The 20,407-nt window shown below is 36.4% G+C and carries 21 protein-coding genes; 9 read left to right on the plus strand and 12 right to left on the minus strand.

What is annotated here, in order from left to right; translation table 11 throughout:
- Positions 1–939, minus strand: coding sequence for a phytoene synthase (locus AC6EI2_RS09135; protein WP_498462034.1), 939 nt, complete (start codon positions 937–939; stop codon positions 1–3).
- 92 nt (positions 940–1,031) lie between these two features.
- The gene (gene pds, locus AC6EI2_RS09140; RefSeq protein WP_498462035.1) at positions 1,032–2,408 is read right to left on the minus strand and encodes a 15-cis-phytoene desaturase; all 1,377 of its coding nucleotides are present in this window, start codon (positions 2,406–2,408) and stop codon (positions 1,032–1,034) included.
- 104 nt (positions 2,409–2,512) lie between these two features.
- On the opposite strand from pds, the gene ndhM reads away from it, so the two are divergent.
- Positions 2,513–2,860 (plus strand): NAD(P)H-quinone oxidoreductase subunit M, encoded by a 348-nt coding sequence (gene ndhM / locus AC6EI2_RS09145; protein ID WP_498462036.1) that lies wholly within the window; start codon positions 2,513–2,515, stop codon positions 2,858–2,860.
- On the plus strand, positions 2,857–3,513 hold the full coding sequence (locus tag AC6EI2_RS09150; protein ID WP_498462037.1) for a DUF3172 domain-containing protein: 657 nt from the start codon (positions 2,857–2,859) through the stop codon (positions 3,511–3,513). Before ndhM ends, AC6EI2_RS09150 begins: the two co-directional genes overlap by 4 nt.
- Here the strand turns inward: AC6EI2_RS09150 and AC6EI2_RS09155 are convergent.
- Positions 3,510–4,460, minus strand: coding sequence for a LysR family transcriptional regulator (locus AC6EI2_RS09155; protein ID WP_498462038.1), 951 nt, complete (start codon positions 4,458–4,460; stop codon positions 3,510–3,512). The genes AC6EI2_RS09150 and AC6EI2_RS09155 overlap by 4 nt on opposite strands.
- 109 nt (positions 4,461–4,569) lie before the next feature.
- Between AC6EI2_RS09155 and AC6EI2_RS09160 the strand changes: the two genes are divergently transcribed.
- From AC6EI2_RS09160 to AC6EI2_RS09180, 5 genes are all read left to right on the plus strand, one after another.
- A complete protein-coding gene (locus AC6EI2_RS09160) occupies positions 4,570–5,316 on the plus strand; it encodes an NnrU family protein (RefSeq protein ID WP_498462039.1) in 747 nt (248 codons plus the stop codon).
- A 25-nt stretch (positions 5,317–5,341) separates the two neighbouring features.
- Positions 5,342–7,348 carry an NAD(P)H-quinone oxidoreductase subunit 5 gene (locus tag AC6EI2_RS09165; RefSeq protein ID WP_498462040.1) on the plus strand — a complete coding sequence of 669 codons (2,007 nt, stop codon included), beginning with the start codon at positions 5,342–5,344 and terminating at the stop codon, positions 7,346–7,348.
- Positions 7,349–7,486: 138 nt separating this feature from the next.
- The gene (locus tag AC6EI2_RS09170) at positions 7,487–9,103 is read left to right on the plus strand and encodes an NAD(P)H-quinone oxidoreductase subunit 4 (RefSeq protein WP_498463477.1); all 1,617 of its coding nucleotides are present in this window, start codon (positions 7,487–7,489) and stop codon (positions 9,101–9,103) included.
- A gap of 72 nt (positions 9,104–9,175) precedes the next feature.
- Complete coding sequence (locus AC6EI2_RS09175) at positions 9,176–10,069, plus strand: segregation/condensation protein A (protein ID WP_498462041.1); 894 nt, start codon at positions 9,176–9,178, stop codon at positions 10,067–10,069.
- Between the two features lie 56 nt (positions 10,070–10,125).
- A complete protein-coding gene (locus AC6EI2_RS09180; RefSeq protein WP_498462042.1) occupies positions 10,126–11,304 on the plus strand; it encodes a sugar phosphate nucleotidyltransferase in 1,179 nt (392 codons plus the stop codon).
- Here the strand turns inward: AC6EI2_RS09180 and AC6EI2_RS09185 are convergent.
- Entirely contained in the window at positions 11,297–12,178 is an 882-nt protein-coding gene (locus AC6EI2_RS09185) for a methylenetetrahydrofolate reductase (protein ID WP_498462043.1), read from the minus strand. The two genes, AC6EI2_RS09180 and AC6EI2_RS09185, sit on opposite strands and share 8 nt — an antisense overlap.
- Positions 12,179–12,262: 84 nt before the next feature.
- Here AC6EI2_RS09185 and pedR point away from each other — a divergent pair, with 84 nt between their 5' ends.
- A complete protein-coding gene (gene pedR / locus AC6EI2_RS09190; RefSeq protein ID WP_498462044.1) occupies positions 12,263–12,535 on the plus strand; it encodes a photosynthetic electron transport-dependent transcriptional regulator PedR in 273 nt (90 codons plus the stop codon).
- Positions 12,536–12,777: 242 nt separating this feature from the next.
- Here the strand turns inward: pedR and AC6EI2_RS09195 are convergent, their stop codons facing one another.
- The 8 genes from AC6EI2_RS09195 to AC6EI2_RS09230 form a co-directional block, all read right to left on the minus strand.
- Positions 12,778–13,278, minus strand: a complete 501-nt coding sequence (locus tag AC6EI2_RS09195; RefSeq protein WP_498462045.1) for a CYTH domain-containing protein — start codon at positions 13,276–13,278, stop codon at positions 12,778–12,780.
- Positions 13,279–13,284: 6 nt separating this feature from the next.
- Entirely contained in the window at positions 13,285–14,190 is a 906-nt protein-coding gene (locus AC6EI2_RS09200; RefSeq protein ID WP_498462046.1) for an NAD(+) kinase, read from the minus strand.
- Positions 14,191–14,199: 9 nt separating this feature from the next.
- A complete protein-coding gene (nuoK, locus tag AC6EI2_RS09205; protein WP_498462047.1) occupies positions 14,200–14,529 on the minus strand; it encodes an NADH-quinone oxidoreductase subunit NuoK in 330 nt (109 codons plus the stop codon).
- A gap of 32 nt (positions 14,530–14,561) precedes the next feature.
- On the minus strand, positions 14,562–15,164 hold the full coding sequence (locus AC6EI2_RS09210; protein WP_498462048.1) for an NADH-quinone oxidoreductase subunit J: 603 nt from the start codon (positions 15,162–15,164) through the stop codon (positions 14,562–14,564).
- A complete protein-coding gene (ndhI, locus tag AC6EI2_RS09215) occupies positions 15,164–15,817 on the minus strand; it encodes an NAD(P)H-quinone oxidoreductase subunit I (RefSeq protein WP_498462049.1) in 654 nt (217 codons plus the stop codon). Before ndhI ends, AC6EI2_RS09210 begins: the two co-directional genes overlap by 1 nt.
- Positions 15,818–15,926: 109 nt before the next feature.
- A complete protein-coding gene (gene nuoH, locus AC6EI2_RS09220) occupies positions 15,927–17,045 on the minus strand; it encodes an NADH-quinone oxidoreductase subunit NuoH (RefSeq protein ID WP_498462050.1) in 1,119 nt (372 codons plus the stop codon).
- Positions 17,046–17,119: 74 nt separating this feature from the next.
- On the minus strand, positions 17,120–18,247 hold the full coding sequence (locus AC6EI2_RS09225; protein WP_498462051.1) for a citrate synthase: 1,128 nt from the start codon (positions 18,245–18,247) through the stop codon (positions 17,120–17,122).
- A gap of 139 nt (positions 18,248–18,386) precedes the next feature.
- Complete coding sequence (locus tag AC6EI2_RS09230; protein WP_498462052.1) at positions 18,387–19,973, minus strand: DUF3352 domain-containing protein; 1,587 nt, start codon at positions 19,971–19,973, stop codon at positions 18,387–18,389.
- Positions 19,974–20,049: 76 nt separating this feature from the next.
- On the opposite strand from AC6EI2_RS09230, the gene AC6EI2_RS09235 reads away from it, so the two are divergent.
- Entirely contained in the window at positions 20,050–20,406 is a 357-nt protein-coding gene (locus AC6EI2_RS09235; RefSeq protein ID WP_498462053.1) for a rhodanese-like domain-containing protein, read from the plus strand.
- Position 20,407: the final 1 nt, after the last annotated feature.

The following is a 20,407-nucleotide window of genomic DNA, read 5'->3' on the forward strand; positions in this document are numbered from 1 at the left end:
TCAATTAATTAGTGTTTTAAGTTTATATTTTTCATCGTTGATAGTTATCAGATAAGAGATGGGTAGGTTTATTGCTTTCACCCATCCCTTTACATAAGCACGATTATTGAATACGTCATAATCTAATTTTTCAATTGATTTTAGTATTCCGCTATATAACCTTAAAGATGTCCATATGGGCCATCTTGCATCTATTGACAGCCATTTTATTCCTTCTTCAGACTTTTGGAACCAATCTCTCGCTCTGGCTAATTGAAAAGACATTAAAGCTTTCCAGTTCTCATTGATTTTTCCTTGCATTAAATCTTCTTCTGAGTAATTGAATTTTTCTAGATCCTCCAAAGGGAGATATATGCGACCTCTTCCTCTATCTTCGCCCACGTCTCTAAGAATATTTGTTAATTGATTCGCAATTCCTAAAGCAATAGCGGCTTTTGAAGTATCTGGTGATGGTTTATTTGGATTGGACGTATAGGCAGCATCAATTCCTATTACTCCTTGTGTCATTAACCCAACCGTTCCAGCGACTCGATAACAATAGAGTTTAAGTTCTTCAAAGGTTTTATATCTAGTTGTATCTAGATCCATTCTCTGGCCTTCAATCATATCGATATAGGGCTGAATAGATTGAGGGAATTTTTGAAGAGTATCCGCTAAAACTGCATCAAGATCATCTTCAGTTTTACCAGCAAAAACCTTTTTTGTTTTGTCTTCCCATTTATTTAGTCGATCTGATAACTCATTTTTTGATTTTTTTTGAGCCTCAGTGCTATCCATCAACTCATCAGTTCTACGGCACCATACATAAATGGCCCATATTGCTCTGCGCTTGGCAGGGGGAAGCAACATAGTTCCAAGGTAGAAGGTCTTGGCCCATTGTGCAGTTTCTTTTCTGCAAGCCTCGTAGGCATCCTCTAAATTCACAGAAGGCTGCACCAAAATTAAAAGTTTGTAAGTTTTTTAGTTTGCATTAATCTCTCGAGTAGCAAGTTTAAATAAATTGCTATTGATACATTAAGACTAATAAGAACCTATGTCAGTTGAGATTCGATCTTTTCCGCACATAGTTTTCCACTTAACACCGCCCCTTCCATGGAAGCAAGATATTTTTGCATTGTATAATCACCTGTTAAGAAAAAGTTGCTTATGGGAGTCTTTTGATCAGGCCGTAAATCTTGACATCCAGGAACTGCTTTGTAGACCGATTGTGGTGTTTTTATCACTTTATATTTTCTTAACTTAGCTTTATCTTCCCCTAAGAAATGACTAGGAAAAAGCTTAGCCAATTCTTTCATTGTCGCATCGATGATTTCTTCATCTTTACGACTGATCCAGTCTTTTGCAGGCGCAAAGACTAATTCAAGCATGGATCGATTTGGATCTTCATATTCTTTACAAGTTATGCTCATGTCTGCATAAACGCTTAAGAGCGGAGATCTGCTAAATAAAAGGTGGTCAATATTGGTCAGTTTGCGATCGAACCAAAGATGAATATTAATAACTGGAACTCCTTTCAGACCTTCAAGTTTTCTGAAGATATCTTTAGAAGCCCACTCACTTGGCAAAATTGTTTTAAAAATATCTACGGGCATTGCGCTGACATATGCGTCAGCTTCAATTTCTTTTCCGTGAGATTCTTTAGCACTACCTATCAAGAAATTTTCAACACTGCCATCTCTTTTTAAATTGATTTTTTTAAGTGGGCTATTTAGAAATACATCGCCTCCTAAAGCTTTTATGTGATCAACCATTGGTTGGCAAAGTCTTTCTGGTGGGGCTCCATCAAGGAATGCCATTTTAGATCCGTTTTTTTCTTGTAAAAAGCGGTTTAAGGCAGTTAACAATACTGTTGAGGAAATTTCATCAGGGCCAATAAAATTGAGGGCTTTACTCATTGCGATAAAAACTTCGTCGTTTACTCTTTCGGGAATATTTTGTTTTTTTAGCCATTCGGTCCAAGAGTACTTATCACAATCTTCTACGTAATTTTGGCCACGCAACATAGCAGGTATTAGCCCCAGTCCAAATGAAATTTTTTCTGGCCAGCTAAGCATGTCATTGTTGCTTAAAATTGCTGCGACTCCATTTATTGGAGCAGGCAAATCAGGGAAATCAAAACGGCTATATGTGCCCGGTTCTTCAGGTTGGTTAAAAATCATAGAATGACTTTTCCATTGAAGACGATCTTCAATATCTAGCTCTTTAAAAAGCTGAAGCATGTTTGGATATGCCCCAAAAAATATATGCAAACCAGTTTCGTACCAATCCCCATCTTCGTCTTTCCAAGCAGCAACTTTTCCACCAAGTACGTTTCTTGCTTCATAAACGAATGGAGTATGACCTGCATCCGCTAAGTATTTTGCACATGAAAGTCCTGCTAATCCGGCTCCAGCAATTGCTACCCGCATACTTAAATAAAAGAGTATTTAACAACTTTAGTAAGTAAGACCACCCAACAAGGGGTAAGGTCGTTAAATTTGCAGTATAAATTTCGGTTTGTTGTTTTAAATTCATGAGCGACACTATCCTTAAGTGCACAACACGCCACGTAAGAATTTTTACTGCAGTAGTAGAAAATGAAGATTTAATTTTGGATAATGGTCATTTGACTTTGGATATTGATCCTGATAATGAATTTCTTTGGGAAGATCAATCTATTAGAAAGGTACAAGATTATTTTCGGGAACTGGTTGCTTCTCAAGACGATAAAGAATTGAGTGATTACAGCTTGCGAAAGATAGGATCCTTGCTTGAAGATTTTATTCGCAAGTTGCTTAAAGATGGAGAACTCAGTTATAACCCTGATAGTAGGGTTATGAATTACTCCATGGGATTACCTCGAACTCAAGAATTACTATGAATCAAGGTCCCTACAATCGCCGTCCCCCATCTCGTAGAAGATCAAATCTTGCGAGAAGACAAGAAGGTAATAAATTTAATCCCAGAAATGATTCGAATTTTAGAAATCAATACGAACAGAGAGGAAGTAGATTTGATGCCTCTGGCCCTTCTGGCGGTGGTGGTGGAATAAAAATAAACTCTAACTCAGTTGCTATTTTGGCTGGAGTTTTGGTTGTTGGTGTTGGTATTGGTAGTCTCATAACAAGTACAACTTCAGGTGGTCAGGGAAATATCGCTAGTCAGCAACAGCTCGATATGGCAGTTCCAGATCCAGACTTTTGTAGGCAATACGGGGCTAGTGCTTTTGTAATTGATGTTGAAATGTATACGACTCTAAATCCTTCTACAAGCTTTGTTACGCAACCAGCTCTTCAACCTGGTTGTGTAATTAGAAGGGAAAACTGGACTGTTTTGCAAAAGCAAGGAGCTATAAATAACGATGATGTTAGAGAGTGTAAACAGAGAATGAATACATTTGCTTATATTGGTTCTATTCGGGATCAGCCAGTTGTTCGTTGCGTTTATCAAGCAGATGTTAACGAGAATAAATTTATAATTAAAGGAGCGGAAGAAGATGCTGTTGGTATTAATAAAGAGGCCATACAATTTTAAATTTCATCATTAGATAATGGTGAAAATGAACTAGCAAATAAAGGCAGAATATCATTAGTGAAGGCTTCTGCAGCCCTTGATGAATATCTCCCAGGATTAGTGATTACTTTTAGTTCTCTTTTTACTTCTAGATCCGCAACAATGGCTCTGTGGATGCTTCCTCCGGAAAGTTCTCTTTCAATTGAAACTACTGGAAGAAAAGCGGCTCCAAGATCTGATTGAACAGCATTTTTTATCGCTTCCAGAGAATTTAATTCCATTTCAATATGTAATCTTTGCACATCTAGTCCCGAGGAAGATAGAAGTTGATCAACTACTTTTCGTGTCGTTGATTGATTGTCTAAAGTTATAAATCTCAGACTATATAAATCTTCTTTTGTAAGTACTTTTGACTTTGCGAATGGATGATTAGGAGGTAAAACAAGAGCTAATTCGTCAGTTGCAAAAGGAATTACTTGTAATGATTCGTTTAGTTCTAATGGAAGTTGGCCTCCAATAATAGCAATATCAATCTGGCCATTAGCAACGCTCCACCCTGTCCTTCTAGTGCTATGAATTTGAAGTTGAACAGAAACCTCTGGATATTTTTGTCTAAAATGCCCAATCATTCTTGGCATCAAGTAAGTACCAGTAGTTTGGCTGGCTCCAATAATTAGAGAGCCACCTTTGAGATTGTTCAAGTCTTCAATGGCTTTGCAAGTCTCTTGGCACTCTCCTAAAATTTTTTCGCAATAGTTAAGAAGAAGTTTTCCAGCTTCAGTTAATTGAGCTTTTCTTCCACCCCTATCAAATATGGCAATTTCTAATTGTTTTTCTAAATTTTGCACTTGCAAACTAACAGCTGGCTGAGTAACAAACAGGCTGTCGGCAGCTTTTTTAAAACTTCCCTCATCAACAATTGCTTTGAGGATTCTTAGTTGGTCAAGAGTGAATGGAATTTCGGCCATGGTGGCAGGCCTGCATGGCAGTTATTAAAATAAAATGTAGGGAAAAACAACACCAACTGTTGATCCGGTATGGATCTAATAATTTTTTGAGAGGCTTTTAAAAGGACGAATGGCATTTTCAGATACGCATGGTTCGAGTTGTGTGATGATGTTACTTTTGTTTTGTTTTGCCGTTATTCATAGTGGGGGCGCTGCTTTAAGGGTGAGGGCAGAAGGTTTAATTGGTGCAAGAGCATGGAGATTGATTTTTGCTTTTGCAAGTATTCCCTCAGCAGTTATTTTGGTTGGTTATTTTATTGCTCATCGTTACGACGGAGTTAGATTTTGGAATTTTCAGGGAGTTAGCGAATTAATTCCAATGATTTGGATTTTAAGTGCAATAAGTTTTCTTTTCCTATATCCAGCTACGTATAACCTTTTAGAAATACCAGCTGTTTTGAGGCCCAAAGTTAGAATCTATGCTACTGGGATTATCAGAGTCACTCGCCATCCTCAGGCTATTGGTCAAATTATTTGGTGTTTTGCGCATTTACTTTGGATAGGCACAAGTTTTACTCTTGTAACTTGCTTAGGATTAATCGCTCATCATTTATTTGCTATTTGGCATGGTGATAGAAGACTTAGTCTCAAATTCGGGCAAGAATTTGAGGATGTGAAGAAAAAAACATCTGTAGTTCCATTTTTGGCTGTGTTGGATGGACGACAAAAATTAGAAATCAAAGAATTTATCAGGCCTTCTCAAATGGGCATACTCATTGCAGTGTTCTTTTTCTGGTGGTCCCATAAATTTATTTCTGTTGGAGCTGAGAAATTTCTCTCTCTTGATTTCACTGAATTACTAGCAAGAATTGCCTAAAATCATATCAATATGATTTAGCTGGATGCATTCGGCTGCAGATTTTGCTTGGTTAATTCCTCTACTCCCTCTTTGTGGGGCAGTTTTGATTGGTTTGGGATTAATTAGTTTTAACGATCTCTTTAATCGTTCACGAAAACCCGTTGCAATAACACTTTTAACCTCTGTAGGTGCTTCTGCCTTTATTAGCTATGCAGTTTTGGCTGAGCAACTTTCAGGCAAGCCTCAAGTCGAACACTTGTTCGTATGGGCAAGTGCAGGTTCTTTTGAGTTGCCAATGGGATATGTGATTGATCCTTTAGCAGCAGTAATGCTTGCTCTTGTTACGACTATTGCTTTGTTGGTAATGATTTATTCCCATGGTTATATGGCACATGACCCTGGGTATGTTCGTTTTTTTACCTATCTAGCCTTATTTAGCAGTTCTATGCTTGGGTTAATAGTTAGTCCTAACTTGCTTGAAATATATGTATTTTGGGAATTGGTTGGAATGTGTTCATATTTACTTGTTGGTTTTTGGTACGACAGGGATGGTGCTGCGCATGCAGCTCAAAAGGCTTTTATCGTTAATAGAGTAGGAGATTTTGGGTTATTGCTCGGCATCTTGGGTCTTTTTTGGGCAACTGGAAGTTTTGATTTTAATGGAATTGCTGAGGGTTTATCAGAGTCAGTCAGTGCTGGGACAGTGCCAATATGGGCTGCTTTGATCCTTTGTATTCTTGTTTTTATGGGACCAATGGCAAAGTCCGCACAATTCCCTCTGCATGTTTGGTTGCCCGACGCAATGGAAGGCCCAACGCCCATATCTGCTTTAATTCATGCTGCAACAATGGTTGCAGCGGGAGTTTTTTTAGTAGCGAGGCTTGATCCTTTGTTTAGCCAGTTTCCTTTTATTGGATTGTTCATAGCAATTATTGGGACAATTACTTGTTTTTTAGGGGCATCAATTGCTTTGACACAAATGGATTTGAAAAAAGGATTGGCTTATAGCACTGTTTCTCAACTTGGATACATGATGTTAGCGATGGGATGTGGAGCACCAGTTGCCGGAATGTTCCATCTAGTTACCCATGCATGTTTTAAGGCAATGTTATTCCTTGGTTCAGGTTCAGTGATTCATGCAATGGAGGAGGTGGTTGGTCATGAACCAATTCTTGCTCAAGATATGAGATTAATGGGCGGTTTACGTAAGAAAATGCCCATTACGGCAATAACCTTTTTCATTGGCTGTATTGCTATTAGTGGTATCCCCCCTCTTGCAGGGTTTTGGAGTAAGGACGAAATTCTTGGTCAAGCTTTTAATAGTTTCCCAATACTCTGGTTTATTGGTTTTTTAACGGCTGGAATGACTGCTTTTTATATGTTTCGTCTATATTTTCTAACTTTTGAAGGAGACTTTCGTGGTGAAAATAAAGAGATGCAGCTTGCTTTGCTTTCTCTGGCAGGCAAAGACCAAGATGATGAGCATGAAGATCATGAAGTTGGCAAGATACATGAATCTGCATGGCCTATGACATTCCCTTTGGCAGTTTTGGCAATTCCTTCTGTTTTGATTGGATTTATAGGAGTTCCTTGGAACAGTATTTTTGCAAACTTGTTAGACCCTCTTGAAGCTATTGAAGCTGCAGAAAAGTTTAGCTGGGGAGAATTTATCCCACTTGCTACTGCTTCTGTGGCTATCTCATCTGCAGGAATACTGTTGGCAGTTTTAACTTATTACCTTAAGCGATTTGATCTTGGCGTCTCTCTCTCTAAGAAATATCCTCAAATAAATTCATTTCTTCAAAACAAATGGTATCTAGATGATGTTAATGACAAAATTTTTGTAAAAGGTAGTAGAAAGCTCGCTAGAGAAGTACTTGAGGTAGATGCAAAAGTAGTTGATGGAGTAGTTAATCTGACTGGATTACTGACTCTCGGTAGTGGAGAAGGACTAAAATATTTTGAAACAGGAAGAGCTCAGTTTTATGCATTGATTGTTTTTGGAGGCGTGATTGCTTTGGTCGCACTTTTTGGGGTTATTGGGGCATAATTTACATATTTTTTTTAGGTGTGTGTTTCATCCCCTATCTATGGGGTGCCAATAATCTCATAATTTCTAAACTCAAAAAGTGGTGATTAATTTCGAGTCTTGGAATTCGCTTTCAATGCAAGTTTGAACATAGGGACAATGCTTTTTCCTGAGCCAATTCAAGCCGATTTACCATGGTTAAGTTTATCCATATTTTTCCCAATTGTTGGAGCTTTAATCGTTCCTTTTATTCCAGATAAAGGAGAAGGTAAAGAAGTTCGTTGGTATGCCCTAATAATTGCTTTAATTACTTTTCTAATTACCGTTGCTGCTTACTTTAAAGGTTTTGATCCGAGTCAAGAAGGCTTACAGTTATATGAAAAAGTTAATTGGCTTCCAAATCTTGGATTGACTTGGTCTGTTGGCGCAGATGGTTTGTCAATGCCATTGATATTGCTTACAAGTTTTATAACCTCTCTTGCGGTTTTAGCAGCTTGGCCAGTTAGCTATAAACCTAAATTATTTTTCTTTTTAATCCTCGCTATGGATGGCGGCCAGATAGCAGTATTTGCTGTCCAAGATATGTTGCTTTTCTTTTTGGCTTGGGAATTGGAGTTGTTCCCGGTGTATTTATTTCTTGCAATATGGGGCGGAAAGAAAAGGCAATATGCAGCTACGAAATTTATTATCTACACAGCAGGAAGCTCGTTATTTATTCTCCTTGCTGGTCTTGCAATGGGTTTCTTTCAAGGAGGAGGAATCCCAGATTTCGGCTATACCCATTTGGCTCAGCAAAATTTTGGTAAGGGGTTTCAACTGCTTTGTTATTCAGGATTACTCATTGCTTTTGGTGTCAAACTTCCTATTGTTCCTCTTCATACCTGGTTACCAGATGCACATGGAGAGGCCACTGCTCCAGTGCATATGCTTTTAGCGGGAATATTGTTGAAAATGGGTGGATATGCTCTTCTAAGATTTAATGCGCAATTGCTGCCTGATGCTCATGCTCAATTTGCACCATTGTTAATCGTTCTTGGAGTAGTAAATATTATTTACGCAGCTTTAACTTCTTTTGCTCAAAGAAATCTAAAAAGAAAAATTGCTTATAGCTCCATAAGTCATATGGGTTTTGTTTTGATAGGTATTGGAAGCTTTAGTTCTTTAGGAACGAGTGGAGCAATGTTGCAAATGGTTAGCCACGGTCTAATAGGAGCAAGTTTGTTTTTCCTTGTTGGAGCAACTTATGACAGAACACACACGCTTCAATTAGATGAGATGGGGGGTATTGGTCAAAACATGAGGATTATGTTTGCTTTATGGACTGCATGCGCTTTCGCTTCCCTCGCTTTACCTGGAATGAGTGGGTTTATCTCAGAATTAATGGTCTTTGTTGGTTTTGTAACTGACGAAGTTTATACACTCCCATTTAGAATTGTTATTGCTTCATTAGCCGCAATAGGAGTCATTTTGACACCCATATATTTATTATCGATGCTCAGAGAAATTTTCTTCGGGAAACAGAATGCGAAGTTGATATCAAAAGCAAAGTTGGTAGATGCTGAACCTAGAGAAATTTATATTATTGCTTGTTTATTAGTTCCTATTATTGGAATTGGTTTGTATCCAAAAATCATGACTGATACTTATATTTCATCGATTGATGGATTGGTTAAACGAGATTTGTTAGCCGTTGAGAGAATTAGGAATGACCAAGCAACGATTATTAGTAGACCTAATTTATCAATTGGGACTATTCAAGCTCCTTTTTTAGATTGAATATCATTCATTCCTTTGACCTGGCATAACTTTCATCAAAGAGATAACTTTCTTATAGAGTCTTAGTCTTAATTGCCAGTTAATCTTTTAAGTCAAACTGCAGATTCTGGAGCGAGACTTGCAATTCGTCTTTTGCAAGATGCAGCTGAAAGAGGTGATATTGATCCATGGGATGTAGATGTCATTCCTGTTATTGATGGGTTTCTTGACCAACTGAAACTGCGAATTGAAATTCCAAAAAAGATTTCAGAACATTTCAGTCAAAATGGTGGAAGTTATGAAGTTGATCTTGCTCAGAGTAGTGAAGCCTTTTTAGCTGCTTCTGTCTTAGTTGGCTTAAAGGCTGAGGTTCTTGAAGCTGAAATATTCTCTGTTGAAGTAGATGATCAAGATGATTCAGAATTTGATTTTGGGGAGCAAGGTTGGCTAGATGAAACTTTTCAATTACCTTCTCGTCCAGAAAGACATCTATTTAGACGGCCTGTTGCCCCTCCACCTTTTAGAAGGCCAGTTACGCTTGGAGAATTAATAAACCAACTTGAGACCATTGCAGAATCTTTGAAAAATGATGAGTTGCATAATCGTAGAAATTTACGACAGAGAAAATTAACTGATAGGGAAGTTATTTCACAAGTTTCATCTCTTGCTCATCGAGAAAAATTACCTGAAACCACTGCGGCTTTGGCAATTTTTCTTAACGATTGGGAACAAGCTTTGCACTGGGTTGATTTTGAATTATTAGTTAAGAGGTGGAGTGAAGATTCTGCTTCAGAGGATTTGGATACTGATAGAGTTGGAGTCTTTTGGGCTTTATTGTTTTTATGTTCTCAAGGCAAGGTGGAGATTGATCAAAAAGATTCTTTGTTTTCTCCATTAAGTCTAAAGAGGCTGTTAGAACCAGGAATGGTTGCTCAACTCCCTTTGGCATCTTTGGACGTGACAGATGGCTCGCCGGCTGCTGCCTAGCTCTTTTTGGAGGTAGCATTCTATGTTGGCCTTGTGTCGCTTCAGTTAGAACACTTATGAAGGCGATGATCCTGGCGGCTGGGAAAGGTACCAGAGTTCAGCCGATCACGCATGTGATTCCAAAGCCAATGATTCCTATCCTTCAGAAACCTGTAATGGAGTTTCTGTTGGAACTCCTTAAAGAGCATGGTTTTACTGAGGTCATGGTTAACGTTTCTCATTTAGCAGAAGAAATAGAAAATTATTTTCGAGATGGGCAAAGATTTGGAGTTGAAATTGCTTATAGCTTTGAAGGCCGTATTGAAGATGGAGAATTAATTGGTGACGCACTAGGATCAGCGGGTGGTCTCAAAAAAATTCAAGACTTTCAAAAATTTTTTGATGATACTTTTGTTGTCTTGTGCGGAGATGCACTAATTGATTTGGATTTGTCTGAAGCTGTAAAAAGACATAAAGAGAAAGGTGCCTTAGCCAGTTTGATTACTAAACGTGTTTCAAAAGATCAAGTAAGTAGTTATGGCGTAGTAGTAACAGATGAGGAAGATCGTGTTAAAGCCTTTCAAGAAAAACCCTCTATTGATAATGCACTAGGAGATACTATTAATACAGGAATATATTTATTTGAACCAGAAGTTTTTAATTATATACCATCTGGAAAACCCTTTGATATTGGCTCAGATTTGTTCCCAAAGTTAGTAGAAGAGGGAGCACCTTTTTATGCTTTGCCTATGGATTTTGAGTGGGTTGATATTGGTAAAGTACCAGATTATTGGAGAGCAATAAGGAATGTTCTTAAAGGTGATGTTAGACAGGTGGAAATACCAGGTAAGCAGGTGAGACCAGGGATTTACACTGGTTTAAATGTTGCAGCTAATTGGGATAAGATTAATGTTAAAGGACCTATATATGTTGGTGGAATGACAAGGATTGAAGATGGTGTAACTATTATTGGTCCTTCTATGATTGGTCCGAGTTGTTGTATTTGTGAAGGAGCAACAATTGACAATTCAATAATATTTGATTATTCACTTATTGGACCTGGAGTGCAACTTGTAGAGAAGTTAGTTTTTGGTAGATATTGTGTAGGTAAAGAAGGCGATCATTTTGATTTACAGGAAGCCGCGTTAGATTGGTTAATAACTGATGCTCGAAGACAGGACCTAGGAGAACCTTCACCGCAACAAAAAGCAATGGCTGAATTATTAGGAACTGACCTAATTGGTTCTTCTAACTAATATTTGCTCTTTCTAAAATTATCGGTATTTGTTGCTCTGCTTTAACTGCCATAAGGTGAACCCCTTGAGCAATTCCTAGGAAACTTTTTACTTGCTCAGCAGCAATTGAGATGCCTTCATCAAGAGGGTTTGCTGCACTCTCAAGTCTGGAAATTATTGATTCGGGTATGCATGCTCCTGGGACTACACGATTTATGAATTGAGCATTCTTAGCAGATTTGAGAAGAAAGACCCCAGCTAAAACAGGTATTTTCATAGGCTCTGTTATCTCCTTACAAAATCTCTCAAGTACTTTGGTGTCCATAACCATTTGAGTTTGAAGGAAATTAGCACCGGCTTTCTTTTTGAGTTCTATTCTTCTTCGTAAACCATCAAATCCTCTGCAATTTGGATCCGCAGCGGCTCCAGCGAACAAATTAGTTTGGCCATCGGGTAATGAACCAGATACGGGATCTATTCCTTTGTTAAGTGATGTGACTTGATTGATAAGTTCAATTGAGTTTAAGTCTTGTACTGATTTGGCTTCAGATTGGTCTCCTACTCGTACAGGATCGCCAGTTAAACAGAGGATATTTCTTATCCCTAAAGCGTGCGCTCCAAGTAGTTCAGCTTGTAATGCGATTCGATTCCTATCCCTACAAGATAATTGCAAGACTGGTTCAAGTTTTGCCTCTAAAAGCAGTTTGCACAAGGCTAGGCTGCTCATTCGCATGATTGCCCTACTGCCATCTGTAACATTAAACCCATGAACAAAGTCATTTAATTTGACGGCTTTTGATATGGCCGAATCTGTATCTCCTCCCCTAGGAGGCATGATTTCAGCAGTAATAGCTGATAAGCCAGATTCAAGTCGAATTTGAAGTTTAGATTTCACATGTATTTTTTACTAGATAATTACTATCGGTGATTAAAGGCCCTAATCTAAGTAGTATTAATTAAAGAGTTGTGAGTGAGGGGAATGTTTACAGGAGAGATCTCTAATTCGTCCCATATGGGACTCTCTGCTAGGGAAATGGAGATTATTGGATTGGTTGCAGATGGCCTCACTAATCAAGAGATTGCTGAAAAACTGACAATTAGCAAAAGAACTGTAGACAACCACGTAAGTAATATGTTTACCAAAACAGGTTCTAAAAACAGAGTGGCTTTATTAAACTGGGCAATGGATCATGGAAAGATATGCCGGGATGGTTTTAATTGTTGTTCATTGCCAGATGAAACAGATTCTTAGAAGATTTAATTATTTTCGTCCTCATTACTTTCTAATAGTGGCATTAAAGAAAATTCAATTGATGATAAATTAAATAACTTTGCATATGCAATGCAAGCTTCCTTGTCAGTGCAAGTAAAGCGAAGTATACCCTCATTGTCATAAAGACCGAACAAGTTAGGCCTCCTGCAGTAGGTGCATAGGCTGCTAGTTGTTGCTAGCGTTAATTATAAAGATAATCTAAAGTAACGTTTGCTCTTTGGCTATTCATATTTATTTTTTAGCCGATCTTTTAGTGACAATTCTGAAATAGGTATTTTTGCAAGAGATGCATTGCTTAGTAATTTGAGGCCTGTTATCTCCCTGCCACACCACGAGGGCACTTGGATTTCTTCGGATTCTGACATTAATTCAATTTCAGCTATTTTTAGAGAGAAATTTGACCCATCAAATAGATCAACTACCCAAGTTTTATTATTTATTTTTAGCTGATATCGAGTTTTTGTAATTTTATATTTTGATAATTTTATTAATTCAATAGCATCTTTGATAGGAATTGAATATTCAAACTCGTTATTTACTAATCCATTTAAAGAGGACTTTAAAGTTATGTATGCTGCATTATTATTTATTATCCTTATTCGAGTTGCCCACTCATCTACACTTGAATTTAAGTAGGCTTGACTAATATCTTGAGTTAGTATTACCTTAGACTTCCATTCTTCACTCTTAACTAAGAATCTTCTTTCGATTTCTATTCCCATAACTTATTATTTATTGCTTTCATTAAGGCTGCTTGCCCAATGAAGTTTTTGAGTGATTGTTTTATAATAAGAAAGATTCTCATCTAAAATTATTATTGATGTTGAATGATTAGATTTCTTTATTAAACATATATCATTAGCTTCAATTAGACATCCACCAGATCCATCTAGCCATAACTTTATTTTTTGCTTTTTTTCTCTTATGGGTTTTATTACTAATTGAGATTCAGGAGGGACCACAATCGGTCTACTTGCCAAGCTCATTGGGCAAATGGCGCTTACGATTATTGCATCCAAAGAAGGGTGGATTATTGGCCCCCCTGCTGCCATAGAATAAGCAGTGGAGCCGGTTGGGGTCGAGAAAATAAGACCATCTCCTTTGTATTTGTCAACACCTTCACCATCTATTTCAAGCGCAAGACAGCAGGTAGGTGCAATTTCATCGGTGCAAGATCGGAAATAAAAATCGTTCAGAGCAAAAAATGATCTTTTAAGTGTCCTTTCATTATTGTTTTTTTCTTTAAATACATTTGCTTCAAGCATCATTCTTTTTTGTACGTTAAACCTATTATTTGTGATGCGTTCCCAGAAATTTTCTTGCTTTAATATATGACGATCGTGGGTCAAGAAGCCTAGATTGCCTCCAACATTGAAACTTAAAATAGGTATGTTTCTCGGGGATAAATATCTTGCGGCTTTTAAAACTGTTCCATCACCTCCTAAAACAAGAGCAATGTCAGGTAAATCTTCAGATTTTGAAAATAATTGATTAACATTATTCGTTTCATTACTAATTTCTGAAAATAAAACCTTTTTTCCATAACCTTCAATTATTTTTTTGCAATTTAAGGTTTCTTTGTAGGCAGTATCGCTATCTGATCTATATAAGATCCAGATCAGATTTGTTGTCATTAATATTATCTACCATTTGAGTAGATTGAAACTTTCCATATCAATAGTAACTCTATTTCTATACAAAGAAAGTAGTATTGCTAGTCCAACAGCAGCCTCGGCCGCTGCGACTGTGATAACAAAAATCGAAAATACTTGTCCTCTAATTATTGATCCGTCTATGTAGGATGAGAAACTCATTAGGTTTATGTTCACTGCATTTAACATTAATTCAATACTCATTAAAACTCTGACAGCATTCCTACTATTTATTAATCCCCAGACACCAGTACAGAAGAGGAATGCAGCAACTATAAGGTAGGCTTGGAGAGGTACTGGTACGATTGAGGTTGCTAACATCTTTATTGGAAAAAATTATATTTATGGTTAATTCATTTTAGACTATTTTCGGAAAGAAGAGGAATTTCCTTATCAATTAAGGACTTTTCTTTATTGAAATCATTTACATTATCTTTTGATATTGAGCTATCTCTTCTTGCTAGAACAATTGCTCCAATCATAGCCATTAACAATAGAATTGATGCTAATTCGAAAGGTAATAAATAATCTGTGAATAGATGTTCACCAATTCTTTCGGTTGCTTCTTCACCAATAGAGGTTGGTCCAGGCAAGTTCCATCTCGTCGTGATGCTAACTCGCAATAACAAAATTAATAATCCACCACAAACTCCCCCAGATATCAATTTTCTGGTTTTAAGTCCTGAAATTGGTTTTAACTTTTCTTTCTTATTAACTAGCATTATTGCAAATAATATTAAAACATTTACAGCTCCAACATAAACAAGAATTTGAGCCGCAGCGACAAAACTAGCATTAAGTAAAAGATATAATCCCGCTACAGCCATAAATACTCCGCCTAATAAAAATGCTGAGTAAACAATATTTTCTAATAAAACAACTGCCAAACTTCCAGAAACTATGACAGCACTGAGAATTAAAAAGCAAATTAATTCTGTTGAATAAGCGATATTCATTAATTAGGAGAATTTAATTTTTTTTGAACCATATTGGACGAATTATTTGTATCTTCTTTTTGTGATTTCTCTGTTTGTAGTTCTTTTATAATTTGATTTGGGAGCTTTCCTGCTCTTTTTTGGTTTGCAGATAGTTCATGGGGATCCATTATTCCCTCGGGCAAATAAGCCAGTTCCCTTAGAGGAATAACTGAAGGATCTGAAGTTACGCTTGTTGGTAGTCTTCCAAGAGCAACATTATCGAAATTAAGGCTATGCCTATCAAACGCAGCTAGCTCATATTCTTCTGTCATTGACAAACAATTTGTAGGGCAATATTCAACGCAATTTCCACAAAAAATACATGCACCAAAATCAATGGAATAATTTCTCAATTCTTTTTTCTTGGTTTCCTTGTTCATTACCCAGTCAACAACTGGAAGATTAATTGGACATACCCTGACACAAACCTCGCAAGCAATGCACTTGTCAAATTCATAATGAATCCTTCCTCTGTAACGCTCTGAAGGAATTAGCTTTTCGTAAGGATATTGAACCGTTACTGGCCTTCGACGCATGTGGTCGAAAGTTACACCTAGTCCGTCGACTAAATATTTTGCTGCACTAACTGCTTCTTTAGTGTAGTTGGCAACTTTTTCAAGGAAACCAAGCATATTAATTTTACTGCCGGCGGCCCTTATTTACATTTATCATTATACAGTTTTTTTAAAATAAATGTAGGTACTTTTACTTAAAAAATAGAGCGATTGTGTTACTTTTCTTTTATCCCCCAAATGTCAAAGGAAATGCCAACTTCAGTGAAGCAGTGAAAAGTAAATTTACCAATGAAATAGGTAAAAGAAATTTCCATCCTAAATCAAGTAGTTGATCAATTCGAACTCTTGGGGTAGTCCATCTCAATAAGATTGCTAAAAAAACCAGCAAATAAGCTTTGAGTATTGTCATGACAATGCCAATAGATGCAGCAATAATTTGAACTAATGGATTGTCAATGGAAAGACCTATCAAAGACGAGAACCAATCGATTGATATTGGGAAACCCCATCCCCCTAAGTACAGAACGGAAACAAGTAAAGCAGATAAAACGAGATTTATATATCCAGCCAAGTAAAACAGAGCAAATTTCATACCTGCATACTCAGTTTGATAACCAGCTACAAGTTCTTCTTCTGCTTCAGGTAAATCAAAAGGTAGTCTCTCGCATTCAGCTAATGCACAGATCCAAAAAATAATAAAACCTACTGGTTGTCGCCATATATTCCAGCTAAGAAAACCGGCAGTATTTTGTTGCTCAACTATATCAACTGTACTCAATGAGTTGCTCATCATGACTATTGCCAAAACCGCTAGCGCTAGCGGGATTTCATAACTAATTGATTGAGCAGCAGCCCTTAGTCCACCCAGCAATGAATATTTGTTATTTGAAGAGTAACCACTCATCAATAAACCAATAGGTTGAATACTACTCAGGGCAATCCACAAAAAGATTCCTATGCCTACGTTGCTAATTAAAAGATTTTGACCAAAAGGAACAATTAACCAAGATAAAATTACTGGAACCAAAACTAATATTGGCCCAACTGTGAAAAGAACGCTGTCTGCCCTTGCTGGAATAATGTCTTCTTTTACTAAAAGTTTCAAACCGTCTGCCATTGGCTGAAGAATACCAAGCGCGCCTGCATACTCAGGCCCGATTCTCTGTTGAGCTGCTGCTGAAATTTTTCTCTCCAGCCAAACTGTTACTAGTACACCAATAACGGCTGACACCAATACTAGAAGCATTGGCAGAGGGATCCATAAAAGATGAGCTAATTCATGAGATAAACCAAGGTTTTGAATACCTTGTGTAAAACTCATTTCAAGGTCTATACCTGAATTCACTTCTGATATTTAATCTATTAATAAGGTTAGTGTAATTTAAATTAATTTTAAATTCGAAAAAAAATTTTTTCAAATTATCTCTTGTCAAGAGGCTGCCAATTTCTGATTTTTGCTCCTTCATAAATTTGTGAAGGTCTAAAAATTCTATTTGCTCCAAGTTGCTCTCTCCAGTGAGCCAACCAACCAGCAACCCTGGAAATTGCAAAAACTGGTGTAAATAAATCTCGAGGGATACCAAGCTTTCGATAAACTAGTCCAGAATAAAAGTCAACATTTGGGAATATACCTTTTGGTCCCAGTTTTGAAATAGCTTCCTTTTCAAGTGCTTTGGCGACTTCATACATTTCATCTTTACCAAATTCCGAGAAAAGTTCCTCTGCGAAGGCTTGTAAAATTGTTGCTCGAGGGTCTTTTACACGATATTCTCTGTGACCAAAGCCCATGATTTTCCTTTTTTTTTCAATTGCATTATTGAGGAATGATGATGCTTTATCAGGTATTCCTATTTCTTCTAACATTGCTATCACATCTTCATTGGCCCCTCCATGCAGAGGACCGGCCAATGTCCCAACGGCAGAAGCTACCACAGCGTAAGGATCAGTTAGTGTGCTGGCAGTTACTCTTGCGCTGAACGTACTCGCATTAAGACTGTGCTCGGCATGAAGAATTAAACATCTATCGAAAACGCTTGCTGCAAGAGGATTTGGTTCTCTTTCGGTGAGCATGTAAAGAAAATTTGATGAATAAGGTAAATCATCCTGAGGCTGAATTGGATCATCTCCCTTTCTTATTTGCTCGAAAGCGGCAACCATAGTAGGAATTTTTGCCATCAACCTCACGACTGCGTCGTAGATATATTTTGGGTCATCAATTGCTCTTCGAGAATAAAAGAGACCGAGAGATGCAGCACTTGCTTGCAGAGCATCCATAGGATGCCCTGATTCTGGAAAACACTTGAGCATATCTCTAATTCGAAAGCTCACCCGTCTATGCATTTGAACATCCTCTTCAAATTTCTGAAGCTCATCTTCAGTCGGAAGTTCTCCCCATATCAAGAGAAATGCAGTTTCTAGAAAACTACTTTTTTGGGCTAGCTCAGATATTGGATATCCTCTGTAATTCAGCTTTCCTTCTGTCCCGTTGATTTCGCATATCCCCGAGTTGGTTACTGGAACTCCTTCCAATCCTGGCTTTAGAACCAAATTAGTTGTCTTTTGTTCGTTATCTATGGCTTTAGCTCCTCAAAATAATTTTTCTGGTCAATTGGAAAAAATAAACTTCAGCTTGAACTTTATTGTATAGAATTAAGCTATAAGTTGAATATAGCACTTTAAACTTTTATCAACTAATTTTTAGGTCGATTTTAACTTTAATGAAGTCTGGATAATTAATTGCAGGGACCGCAACAGATATATCAATATTCTGAGGAGGAGCTAGTTTGTTTCCTAGCATTGTTTTAAATAAGATATATGGATAGAAATTAGTTAAAACTTCCTTAGTTTTTTGTTCCCCTAAATGTATCCTAAGGATATCATTGAAAGCACTGATTTTATCTATTTTCTGATCATTATCTGAGTAATTATGTAAGTAATTTGTATTATCAAAACTTGAAATTGATGATAAGTTTTGACTCCAAATGTAACTCTCTTCATCTTCTTCAATAATTGCCTCGATATTTTCTTTTAGCTCATATTCTTCACTCTCATCTGGACTAATTTTTGACCAAATCTCTAGTGCCCTGTTTTTAAAATCAATTTTTGACCTTAAAAACTTCTCTTTTCTTAGAATATCAGTTACCTTTGTTTTGCTAGTATCAGATTTTTTAGTCAAAACGAACCAGTCTTTATCATTTATCCAAATCAAATTTCCTTTAGAGTTTTCAAGAATATTTTTTAAAAGATTAGAATAATCTGAAGTTGTTGATTCTTTAATAATTGACGCTATTAGCTTTTGATATGGATGACTAGAATCTTTTCTGAAATAATGGTTAGGATTATCAACTATGATAAAATCTTTTGAAGATTTAAATTCTTTTTTTATATCAATAAAATTGAATTTAATATCTTTGAATGGCATTGTAGTTTTAACATCATAAGATATTATTCCTTCTAAATTGATTTTACTCTTATCTAAATTTATAGAAGATATTAAACTATTGATCTCATTTGTCTGGAATAAATTATCTTCTTCGCCTATTAGATTTAAAATCTCCTTTGGAGAGATTTCTAGTAATAATATCCCGTCTTTAAGATTATCCCTTAATTTAATATTCTTATACTTATTTTTTGTGTTTAATATATTTTTATCTAATTTTTCTATTGACGAATCTATGATTTTAGGATTGGACGCTATGAAAAGATTATCTTTATTATTTATAAAGTAAATTGTTTTATTTGAAGAAAGTCTTTTTGAAATTACTTCTGTTTTTGAAGTGCTTAATTTATTGTTTTGTCCAATACTCTCATCAATCTTTTTCGAGCCTAATATAGTTTCTAATTCTTCTTTGATATTTATACCTTCTTTTATTTCTAAGACGAGAAGCCAATCATTTTCAGCTTGTTTATCTAAACCAAATACAGCAAAACTCCCATAATCTCCTACCAATTTTGAGAGGTCTTTTTCAAAATCAAGGCTAATTAACTTGAAAAAAGAATCTCTAATAAAACTTGTTTTTTTATTAACAATACTCTTGTTAACTTTATCTTGATAATTCTCTACATACTTTGGAAGTATAGCTGGGTTGATTTTCCAATGAAAAACCAGATCAGCATTAGTTGGTATATATTTCGATGAAACTGGAGCATTAAATTGTTGTTCATTTAACTGTGGTTTCTGATTGCGCTGACTATTTCGCCAAAAAAATGTACCTATGAAAATTGATAAAACTATTATTCCTGATATTAAGAGATGAGATAGACGTAATTTCATTTTTTAATTATTTGAGAGTTTGTATACTTTTTGAACTTTGATAACAGAAAGTTTAATCTTTAATTAGAATCTATATATGAAACATAAGATTCCTCTAAATATATCTCCAAAAGAGTTAAATAAAATCTTAGAAGATGATTCTTCTGAAAAACCATTTATTGTAGATGTGAGGGAGGATAATGAAATAGCTATTGCTTCATTTTCATTTTCAGTATTACATCTTCCTTTGAGTAAGGCTTCAAACTGGTCAGCTAAAATAGATTCAATGTTACCCAAGGATAAGCCTGTTCTAGTTGTCTGCCATGCTGGCGTGAGAAGTCTAAATTTTGGTATTTGGCTTTTAGAAAATGAGATATCGAATTGTGTTTGGAATCTTGTTGGGGGAATAGATGCTTGGAGTACTGATGTTGATCAATCTATTCCAAGGTATTAAT

Source organism: Prochlorococcus sp. MIT2302 (assembly GCF_059772385.1).